Source organism: Halomonas litopenaei (genome assembly GCF_003045775.1).
GTDB lineage: Bacteria > Pseudomonadota > Gammaproteobacteria > Pseudomonadales > Halomonadaceae > Halomonas > Halomonas litopenaei.
In genome coordinates, this window is sequence record NZ_PXNS01000010.1 from 163,623 (window position 1) to 185,745 (window position 22,123).

Here is a 22,123-nt window from a genome sequence, read left to right on the forward strand (position 1 = left end):
CGACCAGGCGGGCTGAAGGTGTCCTGAGCCGACCAGGTGGGGAATGTGCCTCCCCGCCTGGTCGTTTTCGTTGTGAAGGGCCACTCCCGCTGCGCTGGGCCACAGCCGCTGCGACGGGCGTCGCCAGCGCAGCGGTTGGTAGAACGCCAGGGCGTCAGGTGAGCTGGCGCACCGCGGTCTCGACGCCACGCAGCTCGGCCAGGCCGCGCAGCCTGCCGTACAGCGGGTAGCCCGGGGCGGTGGCGCGGTGCTGATCGTCGAGAATGTGGTGGCCGTGGTCGGGGCGCAGCGGTAAGCGTCGGCCGCCTTCGCGCTCGCGACGGCGTTCCTCGGCGACCAGCGCGCTGATGACCGCGACCATGTCGACGTCACCGTCCAGGTGCGGCGCCTCGTGGAAGGAGCGAGGGTCGGGGGACTCGCGCCGGGTCGAGCGCAGATGCACGAAGTGGATGCTGGGACCAAAGCGCTGAACCATGGCGGCCAGGTCATTGGCGGCGAGCACGCCGTAGGACCCGGTGCACAGCGTCAGGCCATTGGCGGGGCTGTCGACGGCCTCAAGGATCCACTCGGCGTCCGCCGCCGTCGAGACCACCCGGGGCAGGCCGAGCAGCGGCCGGGGCGGGTCATCGGGGTGGATCGCCATTTTGATGCCGAGTTCTTCGGCGACCGGGATGACCGCTTTCAGAAAGTAGCCGAGGTGCTCGCGCAGGCGCGCGGCGTCGATCTCGGCGTATCCGGCCAGTACCTCGCGAAAGCGCTCCAGGGTGTAGTGCTCTTCGGCGCCGGGCAGGCCGGCGATCAGGGTATCGACCAGTGACTGGCGGGCTTCGGCGTCCAGGCTATCGAGGTAGCTCCTGGCTTCGGTCTTCTCGTCGTCGCTGTACTCGTTCTCGGCGCCTGGTCTGGCGAGCAGGTACAGGTCGAAGGCGGCAAAGGCTGTCTGGTCAAAGCGCAGCGCCAGGGCGCCATCCGGCATCGCCCAGCGCAGGTCGGTGCGGGTCCAGTCGAGCACCGGCATGAAGTTGTAGCACACGGTATCGATGCCGCAGGCCGCCAGGTTGCGCAGGGTGTCGCAGTAGCGGGTGATCAGGGCGTTGCGCTCGGGCAGTCCTTTCTTGATCGCCTCGTGCACCGGCACGCTCTCCACCACCGACCATTCGAGGCCAGCGTCCTCGATCATCTGCTTGCGCTCGGCGATGGCCTGCCGGGACCAGACCTCATCGTTGGGCACCTCGTGCAGCGCGGTGACGATGCCGGTCGCGCCGGTCTGGCGAATCTCCTCGAGTCGGATCGGGTCCTTGGGGCCGAACCAGCGCCAGGTGTGTTGCATGGAAATCTCCTTTTCTCGGGTCCGGCTAGAGGGTGCTCAGTGACGCCGCAAGCCCGGTATTGATCAGTCGGCGGTAGCCATCGGTGACAGCATCGGCAAACCCCTGCTGCGCCGCCAGGGCCGCAGGGACGATGTCTTGCTGTGCCAGAAAGGCCGCCACCAGCGCTTCAGGGTCATCGCCGTGACGTTCATGCAGCTCGATGAAGCGCGATGCCAGCGGGTCGCTCACCTCATGTCGTCGGTCGTCGAGCGAGACGCCGGAGGTGTAGCGTATCCAGGCGGCCAGTCCCAGTGCGGTGCAGGGTACCTCGTGGCCGTCCTGCAGCCGCTCGAGGGCGCCGTGAAGCCAGCGCTGGGGCAGTTTCTGGCTGCCGTCCATGGCGATCTGAGCCAGCCGATGGCGCAGACTGTCGTTGGCGAACCTGGCCAGCAACTCGTCGGCGTAGCGTTCGAGGTCGACCCCGTCCGGCATGTGCAGCGTTGTCGCTGCTTCCTTGAGCATGTAACGACGCAGCAGGGCGCGGAACTCGGGGCGGCTGACCGCATCGTAGACCGTCTCGACGCCATCGATGGCGCCCAGGTAGGCCAGCAGTGAGTGGCTGCCGTTGAGCATGCGCAGCTTCATGGTCTCGAAGGGGGCCACCTCGGTGACCATCTCGACCCCTTCGGCTTCCCAGTCGGGCCGGCCCTGGGGGAAGTCATCCTCGATGACCCACTGGGAAAAGGCCTCGCACACCACCGCGTTGGGATCCTCGACACCCAGCTCGCCCAGCCGGGCGAAGTCGGCGTCGGTCATGGCCGGCACGATGCGGTCGACCATGCTGCAGGGAAACGCCACCTGGTCGCTGATCCAGTCGGCCAGGTCGCTGTCGCGCAGGGCGGCGAGCTGCACGATGGCGTTGCGCGTGCGGCGGCCGTTGTCCGGCATATTGTCGCAGGACAGCACGGTGAAGGGGGGCAGGCCGGCGGCGCGACGGCGGGCCAGCGCCTCGACCAGGATACCGGGGGCGGTCTGCGGTGTGTTCGGTGAGGCAATGTCGGCCTTGATCATCGCATCGTCGACAAGCAGATCGCCGCTGGTCGGGCTGAGAAAGTAGCCCTTCTCGGTCACCGTCAGGGTCACGATGCGTACCTTGGAAGACGTCAATCGCGTCAGCAGTGCTTCCAGGTCCCGGCCCTGCTGGCCTTCGCTGTCGCGGCCGGTGAACAGCGTCTGCTGAATCACGCCGATCTCTCTGAGCGTGACGTTGTCGCTATCGGTGAACTCGGCCACATGGTAGCGATGGCCCGCCGCACGCAGCCCATCGACCAGGCCGACGCTGGAGCGCAGGTTGGCGCTGCACAGCCCCCAGGCGGTGTCACCGCTGCGCTCGAGATAGCGCGCCAGATAGACCGCCTGGTGGGCACGGTGAAAGGCACCGAGTCCCAGGTGGACGATACCGATGTCGCAGGCGAAGTTCGGCGCTTCGACGAAGTGGGTCATCTTGTTCTCTACCTCAGTCCCGGAGGAAGGCCCGTGGGCTCGCTCGGTTGTGTGGTGCGGGTGTCTGACATGTCCGCTTCACTAAATCCTGGTGCATCCGCTATCCCATCAGATAGTCGGGCAGAAACAGCACGATCTGCGGGAAGAAGATGATGGCCAGCACCACGGCGAACACGGCAAGGGCAAAGGGCAGCATTTCCCGGGTGTAGGAAATGAAGGAGCAGCGCAGAATGCCGCACACGGTGTACATCGACACCCCGACGGGTGGCGTCATGCCGCCGAAGGTCACCAGCGTCATCATCAACAGGCCGAAGTGCACCGGGTCGATGCCGGCGGCCTTGATCACCGGCACCAGGATGGGGGCCAGCAGCATGACCACCACCGTCGCCTCCAGCAGCATGCCCAGCACGACCAGCAACAGCGACAGCACCAGCAGCAGGGTGGTGGGGCTTTCGAACACCCCGAGGGTGACCTCGGTGATGGTCTGCGGTACTCGTTCGAAGGACACCACGTAGCTGATGGCGCCGGAGAACATGATGATCAGCATGATCATGCCGACGTCACGAACACCGGCACGGAAGGCATCGATGATCGACGTCAGGGTCAGTTCGCGGTGGATGAAGCAGCCCACCACGATGGCGTAGACGATCGCGAAGGCACCGGCCTCGGACGGGGTGAACAGGCCGTAGCGGATGCCCACCAGCAGCCATACGGGGAACAGCAGCGCCCAGATGCTGCTCCTGGTCGCCTGCCAGACTTCGCCCAGCGACGGCGCCTTCTCGAGTTCTGGCACGTAGCCGCGCCGGTGCGACATCACGCTGGTGGCGATCATCAGCGCCACCAGCAGCAGGATGCCCGGCACCACGCCGGCGATGAACAGCCGGCCGATCGACACCTCACCGAGAAAGCCGTAGATGATCAGGCCGATGCTCGGCGGAATGGTGGCGGTGATCAGCCCGCCGATGGACAGCAGGGCGGCGGTGAAGCCCGGCGAATAGCCCCGTGCGATCAGGTTGCCGCCCAGCACCCGGGACTGCATCGCCGCATCGGCCACCGCCGAGCCGGAGATGCCCCCCATCATGGCGCTCAGGGCCAGGCTCGACTGGGCCAGGCCACCGGTCATCCAGCCGGTCAACAGGGTGGCCAGGCGCAGCAGACGTGGGGTGATGCCGCTGGCGTTCATCAGGTGTCCGATCAGGATGAACAGCGGCACCGCCAGCAGCGGAAAGGACTGACTGGCCGAGACGATCCGCTGTACCGCCGTGCTGGTCGGCAGGAAGGTCTCGGGCAACAGGAAATAGGTAAAACCGGCCATGCCGATGGCGAAGGCGACCGGCATGCCGATGGCCATCAATACCAGGCCGAGAATCAGGATGGCGAGTGTCGTCACAGAAGCTGCTCCTGCTGGTCGCTGTCGGGCTCCAGCGCCTGAACAATGCCCACCGCGGCAAGCCGCCTGACCAGCGAGACGATCATCATGACGGCGCCCACGGGCAGTGCCAGCGTCACGTAGCCGTAGCTGATCCCGGCAAAGCCGAGGGGACGCTGCCAGTTGGAGAATGCCAGCGAGAAACCATAGCGTGCCAGGCAAGCCAGAAAGACGATCATCAGTCCCACCGTCACCAGGTTCGCCAGCCACTGGCCTGATCGGGGCAGCCGGGTCAGCAGGGCATCGACCCGAATCTGGCCTCCTTTCTTCAGGGTGATATCTGCGCCGAACATGCAGGCCCAGATAAAGAACAGCTGGGCCAGTTCGGCGCCGCCGAGCATGGGGTTGCCCATGGCCCGGGTGGTGGCGCTGAACAGGATGCTGGCCGCGGTGAGAAACAGCAGCGCGACGGCCAGCCACTCCTCGAAAGTGTCATAGTGCTTCCACATGGGTCCTCCCCAGCCGCTGCCGGCGTCGGCAGCGGTGGACGCTTGGATCAGGTCTTGAGGGGGGTTATTCGCCGGCGCTGAGCACAGGCTCGAGCTGCTCGCGCAGTTCGGTCCAGCCCATGTCATCGTAGACCGCCTGCATCTGGCTGCTGAACAGTTCGGTGTCGACCTCGGTGAACTCGACGCCGGCCTCTTCCATCTCCTTGCGCACATCGGCCTGGGCGTCGACCGTCATCTGGGTGGCTTCGTCACCGGCCTTCTTGAGCTCTTCGTCGAGCATGGAGCGCAGCTCGTCGGGAAGCTCCTGGTACCAGCGCTCGGAAACCAGCAGGCCCGTCATCAGGTGGATGTGATTGGTCAGGGTGACGTTGCTGGTCACTTCCTGCAGCCGCAGGCCGTGGGCGCCGGTCAACTGCGCCTCGGCGCCGTCGATGGTGCCGAGCTGGATGGCCGAGTAGATTTCCGACCAGGGCAGCGGTACCGGGGTCGCGCCCATGCCTTCGATGGTCTTGATCCAGCCCGGGGAGTTGATGGTGCGGATGCGCACACCGTCGAGGTCCTCGGGACCTTCGATCGGCTTCTGGGTGAACATCTGGCGGGTGCCCTGGAACCAGTTGTAGTTCATCAGGCGCATGCCGGTGTTTTCCGCCAGCAGCTCGACCCACTCGTGGTAGGGCTCGGAAGAGGTGATGCGGTCGTAGTCCTCGTGGCTCTCGACCAGGTAGGGCGCGGCCAGAATCCCGAGTTCAGGCTGAAACTCGGACAGGCGGCCTGCGTCCGTCAGTACCGCGATGTTGGCGCCGTTGCGGATCTGCTCGATCATGTCGTTGTCGGCGCCGAGCTGGCTGCTGGAGAAGATGTTCAGGGTGACCTCGCCCTCGCTTCTTTCCTCGATCCGTTCGGCGGCGTTTTCCATCGCCTTGACCATGGGGTCCTGGCTGCTCTGGGCGGTGGACAGGTTCAGTTCGTAGGCGGCAAGCGCCTGGGTGCTGCTGAGGACAGCGGCGGCGAGAATGACAGACTTCTTGAACATGGGGCGTCTCCTTATCACTTGTTGTTGTCGCTTCAGTTGTTGTCGTTGCTGTTGTAGTTGCTTCCGGGGGAGTGACCCGGCAGGCCGCAGGGCAGTGGCCGGCTGGCCCTTGCCCATGAGAGACGTCTGCCGGGTAGATAACGATCAGCCGTTGGTGTCCTCGAAGATCGACGAAAAGCGCTGCACCATCTGGGGCAGGGAGATCAGGATCTCGCTTTGATGCACCAGCATGGCCTGGCGGGCCTTGTCTTCGTCTCTCTGTTCGATGGCATCGACAATGTCGGCGTGCTGCTGGACCAGCTTTTCGAAGGGCGTGGTGTCAGGCACGCTGAGGTAGCGCACCCGGTCGAGCTGTGCCTTGACCTCTTCGATGACGCGCCAGGCGGTCTCGTGTCCGGCGCCAAGGGCGAGCACGCGGTGGAAGTCCTCGTCGAGGATGAAGAACTGGTCATACTGGCCGCTGCTGGCGCAGCGAATCTGGCGTTCGATCAGATCCCGCAGCTCGTAGATCACCTTGTCGGCGAGCCCTTGCCTAGCGGCGGAGGCGCTGACGGCGGTTTCGACCGCCTCCCTGACGAAGCGCGCTTCGCGCACCGACTTCTGCGAGATGCCCACGACATAGGTGCCGCGTTGTGGTCGAACGTCGACCAGACCTGCCTCGGACAGGCGGATAAAGGCTTCGCGTACCGGCTGTCGGCTGACCGAGAAGGCGTCGGAAATCTCCTTCTCGGACAGTGCCTGGCCAGGGGCGAACTGCATCCGGATGATGGCGAGTCTAAGCACGCGGTAGAGCCGCTGACGCACCGATCCACCGGCGGCATCCTGTTCCCAGAGTTCAGCGATTGCGGGGGTCAGCATGGGGGCACCTACCTGTTGTTGAGCGTTTCAGTCTTTCCAGCTTTTCGACTTTCCAGCTTTCCAGCTTTCCGGCTTTCCGGCTTCTGAGCCTTGAGGCCGTTGAAGCCTTGAGCCGTTAAGGCGTCAGGCCTTTGAGCTTTGGTCTGATATGACTTGTATGGTAGTCATACTAGGATAGCGAGAGCGCGCTGTCAGGCCTGGACGTATAGCACTTTGGTCTCATCTCGACTCGCCGCCTTTATTCGTCACCCCGGAGGACGCCATGTCACATCCCACCTACATCGCTGCACCGGACGACTGTCTATTGCGCAAGGACGAACACCGACGCTGGCTCGCCAAGACCGGGATGCGCCTGCTCGAGTTCGGCGCCGCCGCCGAGCACCCCCAGGGGGGCTACGGCTGGCTCGATATCGAGGGCAAGCTGGACGCCGCGAGGCCGGTAACGACCCTGCAGACCGCGCGACTCACCCATGTGTTCTCGCTCGCCCACCGCCTCGGCGTGCCCTTCGCCCGCGCCAAGGTCGAACACGGCATCGCCGGGCTTGGGCTGCTCGCCGACGAGCAACACGGAGGCTGGTACCAGGGACAGCAGGAGCCCGGCGCCGCCACCATCAAGCACGCCTATACCCACGCCTTCGTGGCGCTGGCCGCCTCGTCGGCGCATATGGCGCTGGGCAGTCGCGAAACCCGCGAACTGCTGGATCGGGCCATCGACGTCATCGACTGCCACTTCTGGTCGGACGACATGGGGCTGTGCCTGGAAAGCTACCAGCGGGACTGGACGCAGCTCGACGACTATCTCGGTGCCAACAGCAACATGCACTCGGTGGAGGCCTATCTGGCACTGTGCGACGCTACCGGAGAGCTACGTTGGCTCGATCGTGCGGTGGCGATCGCCGAGCGCTTTATCCACACCCACGCCCGCCAGCATGATTACCTGGTCCCCGAGCACTTCGATCGCCGGATGACGGTGCTCTACGACTTTCACAAGGACCTGCCCGCCGATCAGTTCCGGCCCTTCGGCCTGACGCCAGGACATTCGCTGGAATGGTCGCGCCTGCTGCTCAACCTGGAGGCATCGTGCCTGAGGCACGGACGACCAGCGCCGGCCTGGCTGCTGGAGGACGCCGAAGGGCTGTTTGCCGCCGCCGCCAAGCATGGCTGGCAGGCCGACGGGCAGCCGGGCTTCGTCTACACCCTGGACTGGGACAAGCGTCCGGTGATCGCCGCCCGACGCCACTGGGTCACCAGCGAGGCGGTGGGGGCGGCGCATGCGCTGCTGGCGCGCACCGGGCGTCAGCAGTATGCCGACTGGTACGCCACCTGGTGGGCCTACATCGATCGCCACATCATCGATCATGACCGGGGTGGCTGGATTCACGAACTCGACGAGAGCAGCCAGCCCCGCGCGCGCTACTGGCCGGAAGGCAAGCCGGATATCTATCACGCCTTTCAGGCGACCCTGCTGCCCCTCCTGCCGCTGGCGCCGACGCCGGCCAGCGCTCTGGCCCATTCGCCCTGGGGTGGGTTGATATAGGCAGGGTTGATCCAGACAGGGTCGTGCTGGAGAGGGCCTGTCTTAGCAACGTTTCAACTGGCTCTGCTTTAAAGGAAATCGATCGGGTAGCCGGTGCAGCAGCCGCTGCTGTCGCCTGAGATGCCCGGGAGCTTGAAGCGAAGATGGCGCTGCGGTGGCGGCGTGCTCAGGCCACGGAGGCAACGGCATCTCAGGGCATATGGTCTGCTCGGGAGCCGGCGAGGGCGTGGCCGTCGACGGTGGGGTGGCCGGGACTGCGGTCGGTGTCTGTGCCGGCGGTTGGCGAGTCGGCAGGTGCGTCGCCTGCGAGCGGGCCTTCGCGCCCGGGTACCGGCACCACCATCATCCAGTCGAGCCCGGCGGCGATCGGCGCAAGGCGCATGCCGTCGCCCAGTGCGACCACGGCGTCTCCCAGTTCGCTTAACGGGCGACTGGACATCGGCGCCTGCACCACGGCGTCCGCCAGGCGGTTGACGCCGTCCTGCTGGGCGCTGGTGACGGGGTCAAGCGTGCCTCCCAGGCGATCGGCCAGCGTCTCGATGCGGGTATCGGCCTGCGCCAGCCCCTCGACCAGGGTGTCGGCCAGGGGCAGCAGCCGGTTGCCGGTCCTGTCGAGGCCCTGATCGACGCGCCCAAGGGTCGTGACACCACTGTCCAGGCTGTCCGCCAGCACCAGACCCTGCAAACGCCCGGACAGGTCCTGGCCGGCATCGACCAGCCGTCCGACCTCCTCAAGGGTGGTGCGAGTGTCGCCTACCAGCGATGACAGATTGGCCGACATGTCGCCCAGTTGCTGGGCCGGGGCCAGGGCGAGTGTCACCCGGTCGTCGAGCATGTCGCCGGGACGCGTGACCATGACGCCGAACTCACCGGTCAGGCCCACCGCCTCGGTGGCCAGCATCTGACTCAGGCTGCCTCGGCCCAGGTCCGCCGCTGCCGTGAGCGTGCTGCGCTCATCGTTTCCGATACTCTCGACCAGTCCGACGACGGCCTGCTCATCCAGCCGGGGGATGCCGCTGTGGCTGATCCCGCCATGGCGCAGCGCCGTGCGCGCCGCCACCCCTTGCAGGCTGGTCTCATCACGCTGGCCTCCCAGCACCTGACCGGCCAGGGCGACCCACTGGCCGGCACGACTCAGCCCACTGGCGGAGGCGTCGACCAGGGCGTTGCCGGTGGTGGCGCTGACGTCTGACAGCGCATCGCCTCCGGCGACGATCAGGTCCGCCGCCAGGCTTGGCCACAGCAAGGAGTCGGAGGTGATCAGGATCGGTTCCAGGCCGAGCTGGATAGCGCTAGCCACTCGGGTGGTCAGTGACTGCTCAAGATCGCCCCATGGCTCCTCGAGATCGAGTTCCTGCTGTCCGATGCCCAGCGTGCTGGTCAGGCGACGTCGATAGCCGTCCAGTGACAGCACCCGCTGCAGCCGGTCATCGAAGCGATGCAGTAACGGCAGAGCAGCGACGCTGTCGAGCACACCCTCAACCGCTTCCAGAGATCCCCCCAGTGGTCCCTCAAGGTAGGCCCCGGTGCTTGCCAGGGCGGACTCGGTAGCGCTGGCCCATCCGTTGGCACCGACAGCACGGGCCACGGCGGTTCCTTGAGTCGTGAACTGGTTGGCGGTCATCCGTCCGATCCCCCCGGCCACCAGCTCGGCGGAACGGGAGGCGCTGGGCAGCACCGGGCTGGCCGAAAGGTGCTGTCGGTCGCCGGAAATCTGATCACGCTGAACGATCTGTACCGACGACTGGAAGCCGTGACCCGCAAGGGGGGCTGACGTCATCTCGGTGGCTGGTCTGGTGGCTGTTCTGGTGGCGGACGCTGCTGGCGAGAGAGGGGAGTGCTCAGCGCAGCCGGTCAGCAGAACGGCCAGAACGGTTACCGCTATCCATCGTGGCAATCGAGCCGCCTGTGCGCTGGGCTTGAGGATCATGAGGTGTCCAGCCGTCTGATACCGGCAATAGTGCACCAGACTATCGACAAAACGGGCGAGATCGTGGACGAACTTTGCTATAGCAGGCGTGTTGCCGGCATGGATGAGCGCTAGGAGCGAGTCATTGGCAGTTAACCTGCCCGGGATCGCGACAGGGTCGACCGGGCAAGAGGATCAGGCGAGCAGGTGGTGATACAGGGTGGTGGCGCCGATGGCGATCAATACCAGCCCTCCGATGATCTCGGCACGCGGCCCCACCGTCTTGCCGAGCCGGCGTCCCAGCAGCATGCCCAGGGTTGCCATCAGGGTGGTGGCGCCACCGATCGCCAGTGCCGTCACCCAGATGTTGGCGTTCATGAACGCCAGACCTACGCCCACCGCCATGGCGTCCAGGCTGGTGGTGATCGCGGTGGCGATGATCAGCCACCAGCGGGTGCGATCGCTGGTCGTGCCGCAATCGCAGCTGGCGCAGTCCTTGGGGGCGGGAGCGAGGCCACTGTGGATCATCTTGCCGCCGAGGGCGAGCAGCAGGAAGAAGATGATCCAGTGATCCCAGTGGGCAATGGTGTCATAGGCGCTGGTGCCGAGCAGCCAGCCGATGATCGGCGTCGTGGCTTCCACCAGACCAAACAGCAGGCCGGTCTGCAGGGCCACCACGAAACGCAGCCGACGCACGCAGGCACCCTTGCTGACCGAGGCCGCAAAGGCATCGGAAGACAGCGAGAAGGCGAGCAGCAGGGTCGAAGTGGGCGTCATGAAGGTGCGAATCCGGCGGTTGCCTGTTGAAAATACGTGATGTCGCTGAAAAAGCCTCGTGCCCAGCGTCACGACCGATATTCCAGGCGTTGGCTATGGACACGATAGCGAATTTGCATGGCGATATTAGCGCGCAGGCTGACAGATGCAACTCTTTACCAAGGCTGCAAGTTTAAGCCAAAACAAAGACATATAGCCGTGACTATACCTTATGGCAGCGGCAAGAAAAGGAGAGGCCAGAGGCGCACTATTGCCCGCTGGCGGGTAATCCCGAGGCGCGACAAAGCGGCAAGGTCGTCGAGGCCCTTTCCCCGATAAACGAGCAAGAAGATGCATTGGCAGCGGCAAGAATGTTGGTTCTCGGGAAGAGAAGACGGTCAGGATTTCAAGGCGTCTTCCAGCATCTTTACGATGACGAGGCCGGCCTTGGCGGGCAGGTTGTCGCCGGCATAGTGGCGAATGGCTGCGACCTCTTCGCGAAGCTTTAGATGCCGAGCTCTGAGGTGTTCGAGTTCCTGTTCAAGGAGCTCCATTCCATCCATTCCAACCGATGCAAACTGGGCAGCCCGAGGTTCGAGGGAGTCGTCAAATGGCGTGGTCACTGTCATCTCCGGACCAGGACAAGGGCACCGCCGGGCAGGCGAGACCATCGGAGAATCCTGGTTATTGAAGTGTGGCGTATCTCTCCTTGTGGCGATATAGGGATCAGGGGGTAGTTCGCCTGTAATGACGAGGTAATCAAACCATTAATCCGTCACGATCATGATATTGCGACTCAGGCATTCGACCGACACGCGGTCGAGCCAGGCTCAGGCCTGGTCCTGAAACTCGGGCACGGCGACTGCGTCGTTGTGGGTGACGACCTCCTCGAGCTGTTGGCAGAAGGTGTTGAAGGCGTCGCTCGCATGTCCGGGGCGCCGGTGCATCTCGATTTCCACCTGGCCGAGCGCCGGCAGGCCCTGCTCCTCGCCGAGAATCCGACAGCCCGCCGGTACGCTGCGGGGTGTCTTGACGGTGATCGCGAGCCCCGCCTGGACCGGCAGGTTGATGCCGGTGGGGGACTGGCTCGAGTAACGCAGTTCCCAGGCGCGTTCCTGACGCCCCAGGGCGGCGAGGGCGTGGGCGCGAAAGATGCAGCCTTCGGGATTCAGTGCCAGGGGCAGTCGGCTGCCACGGGTAGGATCGGCATCTTCTGCCGCGACCCACACCATGGGTTCCCAGCCGAGCAACTGGCCCGATTGCGTCGGTCCGTGGCGGATCGACAGGACCACGTCGAGCAGGCCCTGCTGGAAGCTGTCCACCAGGTCGGCACTGATGCCACAGATGACCTCGATGCGGGTATGCGGATAGGCCTCGGCGAACCGGGGCAGCAGTTCCGGCAGGTAGGCGCTGGCCTGTTCCTCGGAGGTGCCGATACGAATCTTCTCGCCGTGCTGGCGGTCGCCGAGTGCCGCCCTGGCCTCGTCCTCCAGCGTCAGCATGTGTCGCGCATAGGGCAGCAGCCGTTCACCGTCGGACGTCAGCAGCACGCTGCGGCTGGTGCGCTCGAACAGCGACTTGTGCATCTGGTCCTCCAGTCGCTTGATCTGCAGGCTGACGGCGGACTGGGTGCGGTGCAGCACGCGGCCGGCGGCGCTGAAGCCCTGGCACTCGGCCACGGTGACGAAGGCGCGGAGCAGGTCGGTATCCATAATCGATGAGCCTTTGAAATAAGTGATATCTCAACCATTCATTTCTATTATGAAGAGGCGCTCTCTATCCTGTCCAACATCACTTGAGACAGGCAGGAGTTCCTCATGCAGGCCACCGATGCGCCCACCACTTCCTCGCTGGACGGTCTGATCGACCTTGAGCACTACCCGATTCATGACCTGGACGGCGAGTCCGGACGGGCGCTGATCCAGCGCTGTCACGAACAGCTGGCCGACGATGGCTGTGTGGTACTCAAGAACTTTGTCCCCGAGGAGGCGTTGGCGCGGCTGGAGCGCGAGACCGAGCGGCTGTCGCCCGAGGCGCACTACAACCAGACCGAGACCAACCCCTACAACAATGCCGGCGATCCCGAGCGCCCGGCCCGCCATCCGCTCAATCGCTTCGACGATCGCACCAACGGCTTTGTCGCCGGCGATCGCATCGGCGAAGACACCATCATTCGCCAGGTCTACCAGCACCCGGACTTCCAGCGCTTTATCGCCACCGTGGTGGGCATGGAAGAGATTCATCAGTACGCCGACCCGCTGGCGGACCTGGTGGTCAACGTGCTGAGAGAGGGCTGCCAGCATCCCTGGCACTACGACACCAACGAGTTCATCGTCACCATGATGACCCGCCAGTCCCATGGCGGCGGCCGTTTCGAGTATGCCCCGGGCATCCGCAGCCCCGAGGGTGAGAACTTCGACGAGGTCGAACAGGTGCTGGACGGCGACCGTTCGCGGCTCAAGGCGCTGGACCTTCAACCGGGTGACCTGCAGGTGTTTTTCGGCCGCTATTCGCTGCACCGGGTGACGCCGGTGGAAGGCCAGAAGGAACGTCACACCGTGATCTTCGCCTACGCCAAGGAACCCGGCTTCATCGGTCGCCCCGAGCGTGCCCAGCGCATCTTCGGGCGCATGGCGCCGATTCACGAGACCCTGTTGAAGGAAGGCATGAATCGCAGTGATTCGCTGGCCGACTGAGCCCACGCCGATGACATCGAAGCCGAGCACGTAAAGGCTCGGCCTGTGCCCCTTGCGACCCCGCCATATTCGAACAGGACCCTGACATGAGCATCGTCGATTTCGACAACCTGACCGACAACGAGCCGGACCATATTCCGGTCGTGCCCTCTGCGCCGATGGCCAACGGCGACAGCATCCCCACCGCCTTCGATCCCAGGCAGCTGCGCGCCGGGCGCCTGGCGCGGCTGCGCGCGACGATGGCGGAGCAAGGCTACGCCGCCATGGTGCTGTTCGACCCCAACAACCAGCGCTATGCCACCGGTTCGCGCAACATGTTCGGCTACTTCCTGCGCAACTCGACCCGCTACATCTATGTGCCCCTGGAAGGGCCGGTGATCCTGTTCGAGTACCCGGGCAGCGCCCACGTCTCTACCTGGCTCGAGACCATCGATGAATCGCGCACGTCCAAGGTGGTGTGGTCCGCCGTCAACCAGCGCGACAACCTCTCTTCGGACCCCTTCGGTGTTGAGATCGCCGAACTGATCGAAGAGCACGGACGCGGCAACCGCAAGATCGGGCTGGATCGCTGTGCGCTCAACCTGGCGCGCTCACTCGAGGCCCAGGGCCTCGAGGTCTTCGACTGCATGCAGGACACGCTGCACTGTCGGCGCATCAAGACCCCCGAGGAGATCGCCTGTCTGGCCCAGTCCATGGCCGGCAGCGAGGCTGCGGTGGCCGAGGTCGAGGCGGCGATCAAGCCGGGCATCACCGAGAACGAGCTGTTCGCGATCATGTACGGCAACGTCATCCGCCAGGGCGGAGAGTTCATCGAGACCCGTCTGCTGTCGTCCGGCCCGCGCACCAATCCCTGGTTCAACGAAGCCAGTGACCGGGTCATTCGTCCGGGCGAGCTGGTGGCGCTGGACACCGATACCATCGGTTGTCACGGCTACTATTCGGACTTCTCGCGGACCTTCCACGTCGGCCCGAATCGCCCCAGCGCCTACCAGAAGGAGCTGTATCGCATGGCCTACGACCAGGTGCACCACAACATGGGCATCTTGAAGCCGGGCATGAGCTATCGCGAGATCGCCGAGCAGGCCTGGAAGATCCCCGAGCGCTTCCTCGACCGTCGCTATCCCTCCATCATCCACGGCGTCGGCATGCACGGTGAAACCCCGCTGGTCGCCCACCATATGGACTTCGATCGCTTCTCCAAGGATGGCGTTCTCGAACCCGGCATGGTGGTGTCCGTGGAGAGCTACATCGGCGAGGTGGGTGCCGCCGACGGGGTCAAGCTGGAAGAAGAAGTGCTGATCACCGACAGCGGTGTGGAAAAGCTGTCCCGCTATCCCTTCGACGAGGCGCTGCTCGACCGCCAGTTCTGAGCCGCGTCATCTGTGTACCATGCTGCGCCGGGCCCCATGTGAGATGGCCGCCCGGCGCTGACGCCTTTTCAGAAAGTCATATCGAGAGTTTTGATGAAAGACGTGAATCATTGGATCGGCGGTGAGTCACAGCCGTCGCAGCGCCATCTGGATGTCATCAATCCGGCCACCGCCGAGCCGGTCGGTCGTGTCGCCCTGGGGGACGCTGCTACCGTCGAGCGTGCCATCGAGGCGGCCCGCCGTGCCCAGCCGGCCTGGCGCGACACGCCACCGGCCAAGCGCGCCCAGGTGATGTACCGCTTCAAGGCGCTGCTCGAGCGTGACGCCGACGAGATCTGCGCACTGGTCAGCGAAGAGCACGGCAAGGTGCTTGAAGACGCCATGGGCGAACTCAAGCGCGGTATCGAGAACGTCGAGTACGCCTGCGGCGTGCCGGAGCTGCTCAAGGGCGAGTACTCCCACAACGCCGGGCCGGCCATCGATACCTGGTCCAATCATCAGCCGCTGGGCATCGTGGCCGGGATCACGCCGTTCAACTTCCCGGCCATGGTGCCGCTGTGGATGTATCCGATGGCGCTGGCGTGCGGCAACGCCTTTATCCTCAAGCCTTCTGAGCAGGTGCCGTCGGCGGCGCTCAAGATGGCCGAGCTGCTCACCGAAGCCGGTCTGCCCGACGGCCTGTTCAGCGTGGTCCACGGCGACCGTGAGGTGGTCGAGGCGCTGATCGATGCGCCGGATGTGAAGGCAGTGTCCTTCGTCGGATCGACCCCGGTGGCCAAGGCGATCTACCAGCGTGGCGCCGAGAACGGCAAGCGTGTGCAGGCGCTCGGTGGCGCCAAGAACCACGCCGTGGTGCTGCCCGATGCCGATCTGGACAACGCCGCCAGCACCCTGATCGGGGCCGCCTACGGCAGCGCCGGTGAGCGCTGCATGGCGATCAGCGTGGCGGTGTGTGTCGGCGATGACACCGCCGATGCCCTGGTGAAACGGCTTTCGCAGGAGGCTCGGGAACTCAAGATCGGTGCCGGCACCGAGCGCGGCCTGGATATGGGCGCGCTGGTCAACGCCGGGCACCGTGACAAGGTGGCGGGCTATCTCCAGCAGGGCGTCGACGCCGGGGCCGAGCTGGTGGTGGATGGGCGCGAGCATCCGCTGGTCGAGTCGTCACCGGGCTACTTCCTGGGCGCGAGCCTGCTCGACCGGGTCACGCCCGAGATGAGCGTCTATCGCGACGAGATCTTCGGACCGGTGCTGTGCGTCGTGCGTGTCGCCAGCTACGATGAGGCCATTGCGCTGATCAATGCCCACCAGTACGGCAACGGCACCTGCGTGTTCACCCGGGATGGCGAGGCCGCGCGTCGCTTCGCCGACGCCATCGAGGTCGGCATGGTCGGCATCAACGTTCCGCTGCCGGTGCCGGTGGCCTTCCACAGCTTCGGCGGCTGGAAGGAGTCGCTGTTCGGCGATCTGCATGCCTATGGCCCCGACGCCGTGCGCTTCTACACCCGGCGCAAGGCCATCTCCCAGCGCTGGCCGAGGAGCCAGGACAGGGAAAGCGCGCAGTTCAACTTCCCTTCGAACTAGCGCGCTCTCGAGGCCAGGCTCGTCCAGCAAGCGCAGCGTCGGCCTCGGACCCCCGACGAGGGAGAGCGCCTCAGGCCACCGCGAACGCCCACTCCTTGCGAGTGGGCGTTGTCGTATCCGTGGCAGGCGCTCGCGCCCTCACTCGGGGGCTGTCGGTGTCGAGGTGGATGGCGGCGTCACCGCAAGACGCGGGTGGATAGGATTGGCGGGGCGATAGCCGGGCAGGGCAAGACGACGGGTGGCGACGCTCGGGTGCAGCGTCTCGTTGCCGAAGGAGGCAAAGCCGATGCGCCGCAGATAGCGCCGGGGCGAGATCAGCCGATAGAGGCGCGAAAGAAACCTCTGGTAGGAGTCGACGATGTCGTCCTCGCGCGGTGGTGAGCCAAGCAAGGGGCGGCTGTCAGGCAGCAGCGGCAGCCCCTGTTCGCAGGCGCGGCCCATCATCCAGTCCAGGCTGACGTCCGACAGCACGCGGTCCCGGTAGCCTCCGCCGATGTTGGAGTGGGCGCCGGGAAACCATACCTGCTCGAGGGTGGCGGTGGTGGTCTGCGGCGACCACAGGGTGGGGGCGAAGGCCTTGCGGTGCTCGTCGATCGCCAGCGCCTGGTAGGCGTGGCGCACCAGCGGGCTCAGGCGGGTGTCATGGAACTCGAATCGGCGGCGGTTGAAGGCGGCAAAGCTCCTGAGTGGAATCCCCAGGCTGCCCACGGTGTCCCACACACCGATCATGTGGATCTCCGGCACCCAGGCGTAGCGCGAGGCGAAGCGTCGAGCCTCGGCGGATTGCGGGCCACGCCTTCGATCGCGGTAAAGCGCGTAGGCGCGTCCCGCCAACTGCCGGTGTTCGGGGTGCAGCAGTCCGCTGGTGTGAAGCATCCCGCTCAGGCTTCGCGCGGTGTAGGCGCCTCGGCTGAAGCCGAACAGAAACAGCCGGTCGTCCGGGCGCAACAGTTCGACCAGCTCGACGTACGCCTCGACCAGAATTTCCGATAGCCCGAGTCCGGTGGCGCCTGCCACCAGGCGGTCGTACCAGTGCAGGTCACTGCCGACGCCATGGTAGTAGCGTTTGACGGTGCCGCCCTCGGCCATGGGGTTATCGGCCACCGCCTGGTAGAGCCGGCTGACGTTGGTGTTGGTGTCACCGTCTTCCAGGTCCATGTCCGGCACCTGCCAGGTGCCATCGAAGAACAGCGCGACATTCTTGGCCATCGGCTTCCCTTGCTGTCAGCCCTCTTGATCCGAGCGATGCCCGGTGGTCGCTGTCAGTGTATGTCGGGGGCGTGGCCAGAAAATTGAGCGCAGAGGCGAAGGGCGTCGATCGGTCGTGCCGTCAGCGCTGCGGCAAAGATTGCAGGAGCGGGGCGGGTGGATGGTTTCCGCCCGCCCCTTGGTCGTTCGCTTGTCAGAGTGTCTAGAAGCGCGTCGCCCAGGTATCGACGACCCTGAGCGCGTCATCGACCAGATGGAGCTGGCGCCACTTGTCGAAGGTCATGCAGGGGTGCGAAGCGCCGAAGGCCAGGACGTCACCGATGCGCATGTCGCGGGCGCTGTCGGGGAGCTGGATAAAGGTGTGCTGGTCCATCTGCTTGACGACTTGCCAGCCTTCCACCGACAGAAGCTCGCTGGCCTGTCCGCCTTCGCGATAGCGCCTGAGCACCTCGGGCGCCAGGTCGAAGCCGATATCGCGCTTGCCCAGTGCCACGATGGCCAGCCCCGGCTCGGGCAGCGACTGCACCTGGGCGAACACCTCCAGCGCCGGCTCAAGCCCCTGGTGCAGGTCCTGGCGCCGGGACAGCACGCCGGCCTGGGCCTCGCGGTAGATGCCGTGGTCATGGACCACGTAGCAGCCCGGGCGCAGCACCGGGGTGAAGCGGCCCTCGAGTCCACCGTCGCGGAATGCTTCGGCGATCAGGTCGTACCAGGCCGAACCCGACGCCGTGACGATGGGCTTGTCGCGATCGACCAGGCCTTCGTCGGCCAGTCGCTTGACGCCGTCGACGAGGCGCTGGGCGTAGCGACGAATACCGGCCACCGGATCGTCGCCATGGACCACGCCCTCATACCCCTCCAGACCCGCCAGGGCTATGCCGGGCAGGGTAGCCGCCCGGCGGGCCAGCGCCATTACCTCGTCATCATCGCGAAGTCCGCACCTTCCCCCTTCGACACCTACCTCGATCAGGATATTCAGGGAGATGCCGGCCGCCCCGAAAAAGGCGCCTAATTGGTCCAGGTTCTCGGCGCTGTCGACGGTGACATAGAGCTCGGCGCCGGCGCGGATCAGGTCGGCGGCGATGGCCATGTTGGCCTGACCGACCATCTGGTTGGCCACCAGTAGTCGCTGGGCGCCCTCGGCGAAGGCGGCGCGGCACTGGGGCAGGGTGGCCAGGGTGATGCCCCAGGCGCCGGCCTCGAGCTGCCGCCGGAACAGCGCCGGGGTCATGGTGGTCTTGCCGTGGGGCGCAAGCTCGGCGCCGTGACGGCGGGCGAAGTCCTGCATCCATGCCAGATTGTGGGCGAGCGGCGCCTGGTGGATCACCGCCGCCGGCAGGCTGACGTCGGCCAGCAGCCGGTCGCCGGTTTCCAGGGTGCCCTTGTGGCAGCCCTTGGCATCGAAGGAGGAGGAAGAGGGGGAGTGGGCCATGGAAGTTCTCCTGAAGGCGGAACGCGGCTCATGTTACGCCGCGCCGGACGATTGGCAATGTTCGAAGATTGATCTGACTACGACCATTGTCGGAAATTTTCAAAAAACTGTGGATGGTTGTTAGAAACTAACATAGCGTAAGGATACCGCAGATGACGAGGGCCCTGGACAGGCTTCGTGATCTGGCAACGTCGCAACGGAGGGAGGCAAGCCGTGAGTCAACAGATCGATATCCTGTCGCGCATCACCGCGGTGGTTCGCTCCCTGAGCGAGTCGGAGCGCAAGGTGGCGGAGCTGATCTTCGACGACATCGACTTCGTGACAGAGGCCAGCATCAGCGAGATCGCCCGGCGATCAGGCGTCAGTGATGCCACCGTGACGCGCTTCGCCCGCTCGGTGGACTGCGACAACGTGCGTGACCTCAAGCTGCGCCTGACCCGCGCCCTGGCCGCCGGTCGTCGCTTTATCGAGGACGCCGATCCCGCCCGGGGATCGAGCATCGTCTACGACGTTGCCGCCCAGACCCTGGCGCTCAACCGCGAGTTGCTGTTCGAGGCCGATATCGAAGGCGCGGTGGAGCGACTCGACAATGCCCGCCAGATCCTGACCTTCGGCAGTGGTGGTGGCTCCAGCGTGATGTGCCAGGAGCTGCAGTTTCGCCTGATGCGCCTGGGCTATGCGGTCAGCGCCTATCCTCACGGTCTGCTGCCGAGGATGGTGGCCGCCACCCTGGAGCCCGAGGACGTAGTGGTGGTGCTGTCGGTGTCCGGTTACACCCCGGAGATGGTCGAGTCGGCCCAGATCGCCAGTCAGTACGGGGCCCAGGTGATCGCCATCACCGCCGTGGGGTCTCCGCTTGCCGCCGCCGCCAACGTGGTGCTGCCCATCGCCGCCCGGGAGACCGATTTCATTCTTCACCCTTCGGCGTCGCGCTATGCGTTGATGGCCGCCATCGACGTGCTGGCGCTGGAGCTGGCCATGCGTCATCGCGACCAGGCGCGCACCAAGCTCAGGCGTTTGAAGATTGCACTTGATGACCATCGCGGCGGTGACAATCGCCAGCCGCTGGGAGACTGACATGCACCATGACCTCTTGATTCGTCGCGCCACGCTGCTGGATGGCACCGGCGCAGATCCTCGTATCGCGGATGTCGCGATCAAGGGGGATCGTATCGTGGCGGTGGGGGATCTCGCCGGGCACGAGGCCAGCGAGGTGGTGCAGGCCGAGGGGCTGGTGCTGACCCCGGGATTCATCGACGTTCATACCCACGACGACACCAATGTGGTGCGCACCCCCGAGATGCTGCCGAAGCTGAGCCAGGGGGTGACCACGGTGGTGGTCGGCAACTGCGGCATCAGCGCCTCGCCGGTCACGCTGCGCGGCAGCGAGGTGCCCGATCCGATGAACCTGCTGGGCGACGCCGAGGATTTCGCCTACCCCAGCTTCGCCGCCTACGCCGATGCCGTGGCGACGGCCTGCCCGGCGGTCAATGTGGCGGCGCTGGTGGGGCATACCAGCCTGCGCTCACTGGTGATGGATGACTTCGAGCGGCCGGCCCGCGACGACGAGATCGCCGCCATGCGCCTTGCCCTGGAACAGGCACTCGCCGAGGGCGCCATCGGCATGAGTACCGGGCTTGCCTATCGCAACGCCCGTCAGGCGCCAAATGCCGAGGTCGGCGCCCTGGTACGCGCGGTCAGCGAGGCGGGCGGAATCTACACCACCCACCTGCGTGACGAGTTCGCCGGACAGGCCGAGGCGATGGACGAGGCCTTCGCCACCGCCGCCGAGGCCCGTGCACCGCTGGTGATCTCGCACCTGAAGTGCGCCGGTGCCGGTAACTGGGGCCAGGCGCCACGGGCCCTGGCGCAGTTGACCGACGCCGCCAGCCGCCAGCGTGTTCACTGCGACTGCTACCCCTATACCGCCGGTTCCTCGACCCTGGATCTGGGGCAGGTCACCGACGAGATCGACATCACCATCACCTGGTCGAAGCCGCATCCGGAGCAGGCGCGTCGGCCGCTGGCCGACATCGCCGCCGACTGGGGGCTGTCACTGATGGACGCGGCCAGGCGCCTGCAACCCGCCGGCGCGGTCTATCACAACATGAGCGAGGACGACATGCGCCAGGTGCTGGCGCACCCCTTGACCATGGTCGGCTCCGACGGCCTACCCAATGACCCGCATCCGCACCCGCGCCTGTGGGGCGCCTTTCCCCGCGTGCTGGCCCACTACAGCCGCGACCTGGCACTGATGCCGCCGGCCGAGGCGGTACGCAAGATGACCGGTCTTTCCGCCGCCACCTTTGGCCTGGAAGACCGCGGTGTGATTCGTCCAGGCGCCTTCGCCGATCTGGTCCTTCTGGATCTCGAGCGCCTGGAAGATAGCGCCACCTATGACCAGCCGAAGACGCCCGCCAGCGGCATCCTTCGGGTGCTGGTCAACGGCACGACGGCCTACGCCAACGGTCAGGCGTCGGGCCAACGATCCGGGCGCATGTTGCGCCGAAGCGTGCGCCTTGCGGCCACGCCACTCTAGCCACGTTTATTGCATCAGCCTTTTTCAGGAGACATTGACATGACGATCAAGCGTTATGGCGCCGAAGGCGGCGTCGGTACCGGCGGTCAGAAACTTCCCTTCTCCCGCGCGGTGGAAGCCGGCGGCTGGCTGAAGGTGTCCGGTCAGACCCCGATGACCGATGGAGAAGTGGTGGAAGGCGGCATCGTCGAGCAGAGCCGACTGGCCTTCGAGAATGCCCTGACCATCGCCCGCGAGGCGGGCTACGACATCGAGGACGTGGTCCACGTCACCGCCGTGCTGACCGACTCGCGCTACTTCCAGTCGTTCAACAAGGTGTTCGCCGAGTACTTCAAGGATCACCCGCCGGCGCGCATCTGCAGCGTTCAGGATCTGGTGGTGGACTGCAAGGTCGAGGTGGACCTGACCTGCTACCGCGCCGACCGCGCTTAAACCAGGGATATTGCGTCGAGCGGCAACTCGACCGGGGCAGGGATGCCCGCATCGTAGCGACAGGAAGGCGCCGGATC

The 22,123-nt window shown here is 65.5% G+C and carries 19 protein-coding genes; 7 read left to right on the forward strand and 12 right to left on the reverse strand.

Going from position 1 to position 22,123, the window contains the following annotated elements:
• Nucleotides 1-154: 154 nt before the first annotated feature.
• The 6 genes from uxuA to C6W88_RS16700 all read right to left on the reverse strand — a co-directional run bounded on the left by uxuA (nucleotide 155) and on the right by C6W88_RS16700 (nucleotide 6,582).
• Nucleotides 155-1,330 carry a mannonate dehydratase gene (gene uxuA, locus C6W88_RS16675; protein WP_108133291.1) on the reverse strand — a complete coding sequence of 392 codons (1,176 nt, stop codon included), beginning with the start codon at nucleotides 1,328-1,330 and terminating at the stop codon, nucleotides 155-157.
• Nucleotides 1,331-1,355: 25 nt separating this feature from the next.
• Nucleotides 1,356-2,813: a mannitol dehydrogenase family protein gene (locus tag C6W88_RS16680; protein WP_108133292.1), complete on the reverse strand. Its 1,458-nt coding sequence runs from the start codon at nucleotides 2,811-2,813 to the stop codon at nucleotides 1,356-1,358.
• A gap of 100 nt (nucleotides 2,814-2,913) precedes the next feature.
• Complete coding sequence (locus C6W88_RS16685; RefSeq protein WP_108133293.1) at nucleotides 2,914-4,203, reverse strand: TRAP transporter large permease; 1,290 nt, start codon at nucleotides 4,201-4,203, stop codon at nucleotides 2,914-2,916.
• Nucleotides 4,200-4,691, reverse strand: a complete 492-nt coding sequence (locus C6W88_RS16690) for a TRAP transporter small permease (RefSeq protein WP_045991831.1) — start codon at nucleotides 4,689-4,691, stop codon at nucleotides 4,200-4,202. Before C6W88_RS16690 ends, C6W88_RS16685 begins: the two co-directional genes overlap by 4 nt.
• Before the next feature lie 64 nt (nucleotides 4,692-4,755).
• Nucleotides 4,756-5,724: a C4-dicarboxylate TRAP transporter substrate-binding protein gene (locus C6W88_RS16695; RefSeq protein ID WP_108133294.1), complete on the reverse strand. Its 969-nt coding sequence runs from the start codon at nucleotides 5,722-5,724 to the stop codon at nucleotides 4,756-4,758.
• A 144-nt stretch (nucleotides 5,725-5,868) separates the two neighbouring features.
• On the reverse strand, nucleotides 5,869-6,582 hold the full coding sequence (locus tag C6W88_RS16700; protein WP_045991829.1) for a GntR family transcriptional regulator: 714 nt from the start codon (nucleotides 6,580-6,582) through the stop codon (nucleotides 5,869-5,871).
• A 262-nt stretch (nucleotides 6,583-6,844) separates the two neighbouring features.
• Here C6W88_RS16700 and C6W88_RS16705 point away from each other — a divergent pair, with 262 nt between their 5' ends.
• Nucleotides 6,845-8,119: an AGE family epimerase/isomerase gene (locus C6W88_RS16705; RefSeq protein WP_108133295.1), complete on the forward strand. Its 1,275-nt coding sequence runs from the start codon at nucleotides 6,845-6,847 to the stop codon at nucleotides 8,117-8,119.
• Nucleotides 8,120-8,309: 190 nt separating this feature from the next.
• Here the strand turns inward: C6W88_RS16705 and C6W88_RS16710 are convergent, their stop codons facing one another.
• The 4 genes from C6W88_RS16710 to C6W88_RS16725 all read right to left on the reverse strand — a co-directional run bounded on the left by C6W88_RS16710 (nucleotide 8,310) and on the right by C6W88_RS16725 (nucleotide 12,496).
• The gene (locus tag C6W88_RS16710; protein ID WP_108133296.1) at nucleotides 8,310-9,899 is read right to left on the reverse strand and encodes a hypothetical protein; all 1,590 of its coding nucleotides are present in this window, start codon (nucleotides 9,897-9,899) and stop codon (nucleotides 8,310-8,312) included.
• Nucleotides 9,900-10,223: 324 nt separating this feature from the next.
• Nucleotides 10,224-10,805 carry a manganese efflux pump MntP gene (locus C6W88_RS16715; protein ID WP_108133297.1) on the reverse strand — a complete coding sequence of 194 codons (582 nt, stop codon included), beginning with the start codon at nucleotides 10,803-10,805 and terminating at the stop codon, nucleotides 10,224-10,226.
• 377 nt (nucleotides 10,806-11,182) lie between these two features.
• Complete coding sequence (locus tag C6W88_RS16720; protein ID WP_146164679.1) at nucleotides 11,183-11,407, reverse strand: hypothetical protein; 225 nt, start codon at nucleotides 11,405-11,407, stop codon at nucleotides 11,183-11,185.
• Between the two features lie 207 nt (nucleotides 11,408-11,614).
• Nucleotides 11,615-12,496 carry a LysR substrate-binding domain-containing protein gene (locus tag C6W88_RS16725; RefSeq protein WP_045991825.1) on the reverse strand — a complete coding sequence of 294 codons (882 nt, stop codon included), beginning with the start codon at nucleotides 12,494-12,496 and terminating at the stop codon, nucleotides 11,615-11,617.
• Nucleotides 12,497-12,601: 105 nt separating this feature from the next.
• Here C6W88_RS16725 and C6W88_RS16730 point away from each other — a divergent pair, with 105 nt between their 5' ends.
• From C6W88_RS16730 to C6W88_RS16740, 3 genes are all read left to right on the forward strand, one after another.
• A complete protein-coding gene (locus tag C6W88_RS16730; RefSeq protein WP_108133299.1) occupies nucleotides 12,602-13,480 on the forward strand; it encodes a HalD/BesD family halogenase in 879 nt (292 codons plus the stop codon).
• 86 nt (nucleotides 13,481-13,566) lie between these two features.
• The gene (locus tag C6W88_RS16735; RefSeq protein WP_045991823.1) at nucleotides 13,567-14,850 is read left to right on the forward strand and encodes a M24 family metallopeptidase; all 1,284 of its coding nucleotides are present in this window, start codon (nucleotides 13,567-13,569) and stop codon (nucleotides 14,848-14,850) included.
• 93 nt (nucleotides 14,851-14,943) lie between these two features.
• A complete protein-coding gene (locus tag C6W88_RS16740) occupies nucleotides 14,944-16,434 on the forward strand; it encodes a CoA-acylating methylmalonate-semialdehyde dehydrogenase (protein ID WP_108133300.1) in 1,491 nt (496 codons plus the stop codon).
• 138 nt (nucleotides 16,435-16,572) lie between these two features.
• Here C6W88_RS16740 and C6W88_RS16745 read toward each other — a convergent pair whose 3' ends face one another.
• Nucleotides 16,573-17,643 carry a T6SS phospholipase effector Tle1-like catalytic domain-containing protein gene (locus C6W88_RS16745; protein WP_108133301.1) on the reverse strand — a complete coding sequence of 357 codons (1,071 nt, stop codon included), beginning with the start codon at nucleotides 17,641-17,643 and terminating at the stop codon, nucleotides 16,573-16,575.
• Between the two features lie 202 nt (nucleotides 17,644-17,845).
• Nucleotides 17,846-19,075 carry an amino acid deaminase gene (locus C6W88_RS16750; RefSeq protein WP_108133302.1) on the reverse strand — a complete coding sequence of 410 codons (1,230 nt, stop codon included), beginning with the start codon at nucleotides 19,073-19,075 and terminating at the stop codon, nucleotides 17,846-17,848.
• 213 nt (nucleotides 19,076-19,288) lie between these two features.
• Here C6W88_RS16750 and C6W88_RS16755 point away from each other — a divergent pair, with 213 nt between their 5' ends.
• The 3 genes from C6W88_RS16755 to C6W88_RS16765 are packed head-to-tail and all read left to right on the forward strand — an operon-like array spanning nucleotide 19,289 to nucleotide 22,046.
• Nucleotides 19,289-20,152, forward strand: a complete 864-nt coding sequence (locus C6W88_RS16755) for a MurR/RpiR family transcriptional regulator (RefSeq protein WP_108133303.1) — start codon at nucleotides 19,289-19,291, stop codon at nucleotides 20,150-20,152.
• Nucleotide 20,153: 1 nt separating this feature from the next.
• Nucleotides 20,154-21,614 (forward strand): N-acyl-D-amino-acid deacylase family protein, encoded by a 1,461-nt coding sequence (locus C6W88_RS16760; protein WP_108133325.1) that lies wholly within the window; start codon nucleotides 20,154-20,156, stop codon nucleotides 21,612-21,614.
• A 39-nt stretch (nucleotides 21,615-21,653) separates the two neighbouring features.
• Complete coding sequence (locus C6W88_RS16765; RefSeq protein ID WP_045995074.1) at nucleotides 21,654-22,046, forward strand: RidA family protein; 393 nt, start codon at nucleotides 21,654-21,656, stop codon at nucleotides 22,044-22,046.
• Nucleotides 22,047-22,123 lie beyond the last annotated feature (77 nt).

Coding starts and splice junctions, on each gene's coding strand:
- C6W88_RS16725 (WP_045991825.1), bottom strand. CDS start 12,496: ATGGATACCGACCTGCTCCGCGCCTTCGTCACCGTGGCCGAGTGCCAG.
- C6W88_RS16740 (WP_108133300.1), top strand. CDS start 14,944: ATGAAAGACGTGAATCATTGGATCGGCGGTGAGTCACAGCCGTCGCAG.
- C6W88_RS16745 (WP_108133301.1), bottom strand. CDS start 17,643: ATGGCCAAGAATGTCGCGCTGTTCTTCGATGGCACCTGGCAGGTGCCG.
- C6W88_RS16710 (WP_108133296.1), bottom strand. CDS start 9,899: ATGACGTCAGCCCCCCTTGCGGGTCACGGCTTCCAGTCGTCGGTACAG.
- C6W88_RS16730 (WP_108133299.1), top strand. CDS start 12,602: ATGCAGGCCACCGATGCGCCCACCACTTCCTCGCTGGACGGTCTGATC.
- C6W88_RS16680 (WP_108133292.1), bottom strand. CDS start 2,813: ATGACCCACTTCGTCGAAGCGCCGAACTTCGCCTGCGACATCGGTATC.
- C6W88_RS16690 (WP_045991831.1), bottom strand. CDS start 4,691: ATGTGGAAGCACTATGACACTTTCGAGGAGTGGCTGGCCGTCGCGCTG.
- uxuA (WP_108133291.1), bottom strand. CDS start 1,330: ATGCAACACACCTGGCGCTGGTTCGGCCCCAAGGACCCGATCCGACTC.
- C6W88_RS16695 (WP_108133294.1), bottom strand. CDS start 5,724: ATGTTCAAGAAGTCTGTCATTCTCGCCGCCGCTGTCCTCAGCAGCACC.
- C6W88_RS16765 (WP_045995074.1), top strand. CDS start 21,654: ATGACGATCAAGCGTTATGGCGCCGAAGGCGGCGTCGGTACCGGCGGT.
- C6W88_RS16735 (WP_045991823.1), top strand. CDS start 13,567: ATGAGCATCGTCGATTTCGACAACCTGACCGACAACGAGCCGGACCAT.
- C6W88_RS16750 (WP_108133302.1), bottom strand. CDS start 19,075: ATGGCCCACTCCCCCTCTTCCTCCTCCTTCGATGCCAAGGGCTGCCAC.
- C6W88_RS16705 (WP_108133295.1), top strand. CDS start 6,845: ATGTCACATCCCACCTACATCGCTGCACCGGACGACTGTCTATTGCGC.
- C6W88_RS16700 (WP_045991829.1), bottom strand. CDS start 6,582: ATGCTGACCCCCGCAATCGCTGAACTCTGGGAACAGGATGCCGCCGGT.
- C6W88_RS16760 (WP_108133325.1), top strand. CDS start 20,154: ATGCACCATGACCTCTTGATTCGTCGCGCCACGCTGCTGGATGGCACC.
- C6W88_RS16715 (WP_108133297.1), bottom strand. CDS start 10,805: ATGACGCCCACTTCGACCCTGCTGCTCGCCTTCTCGCTGTCTTCCGAT.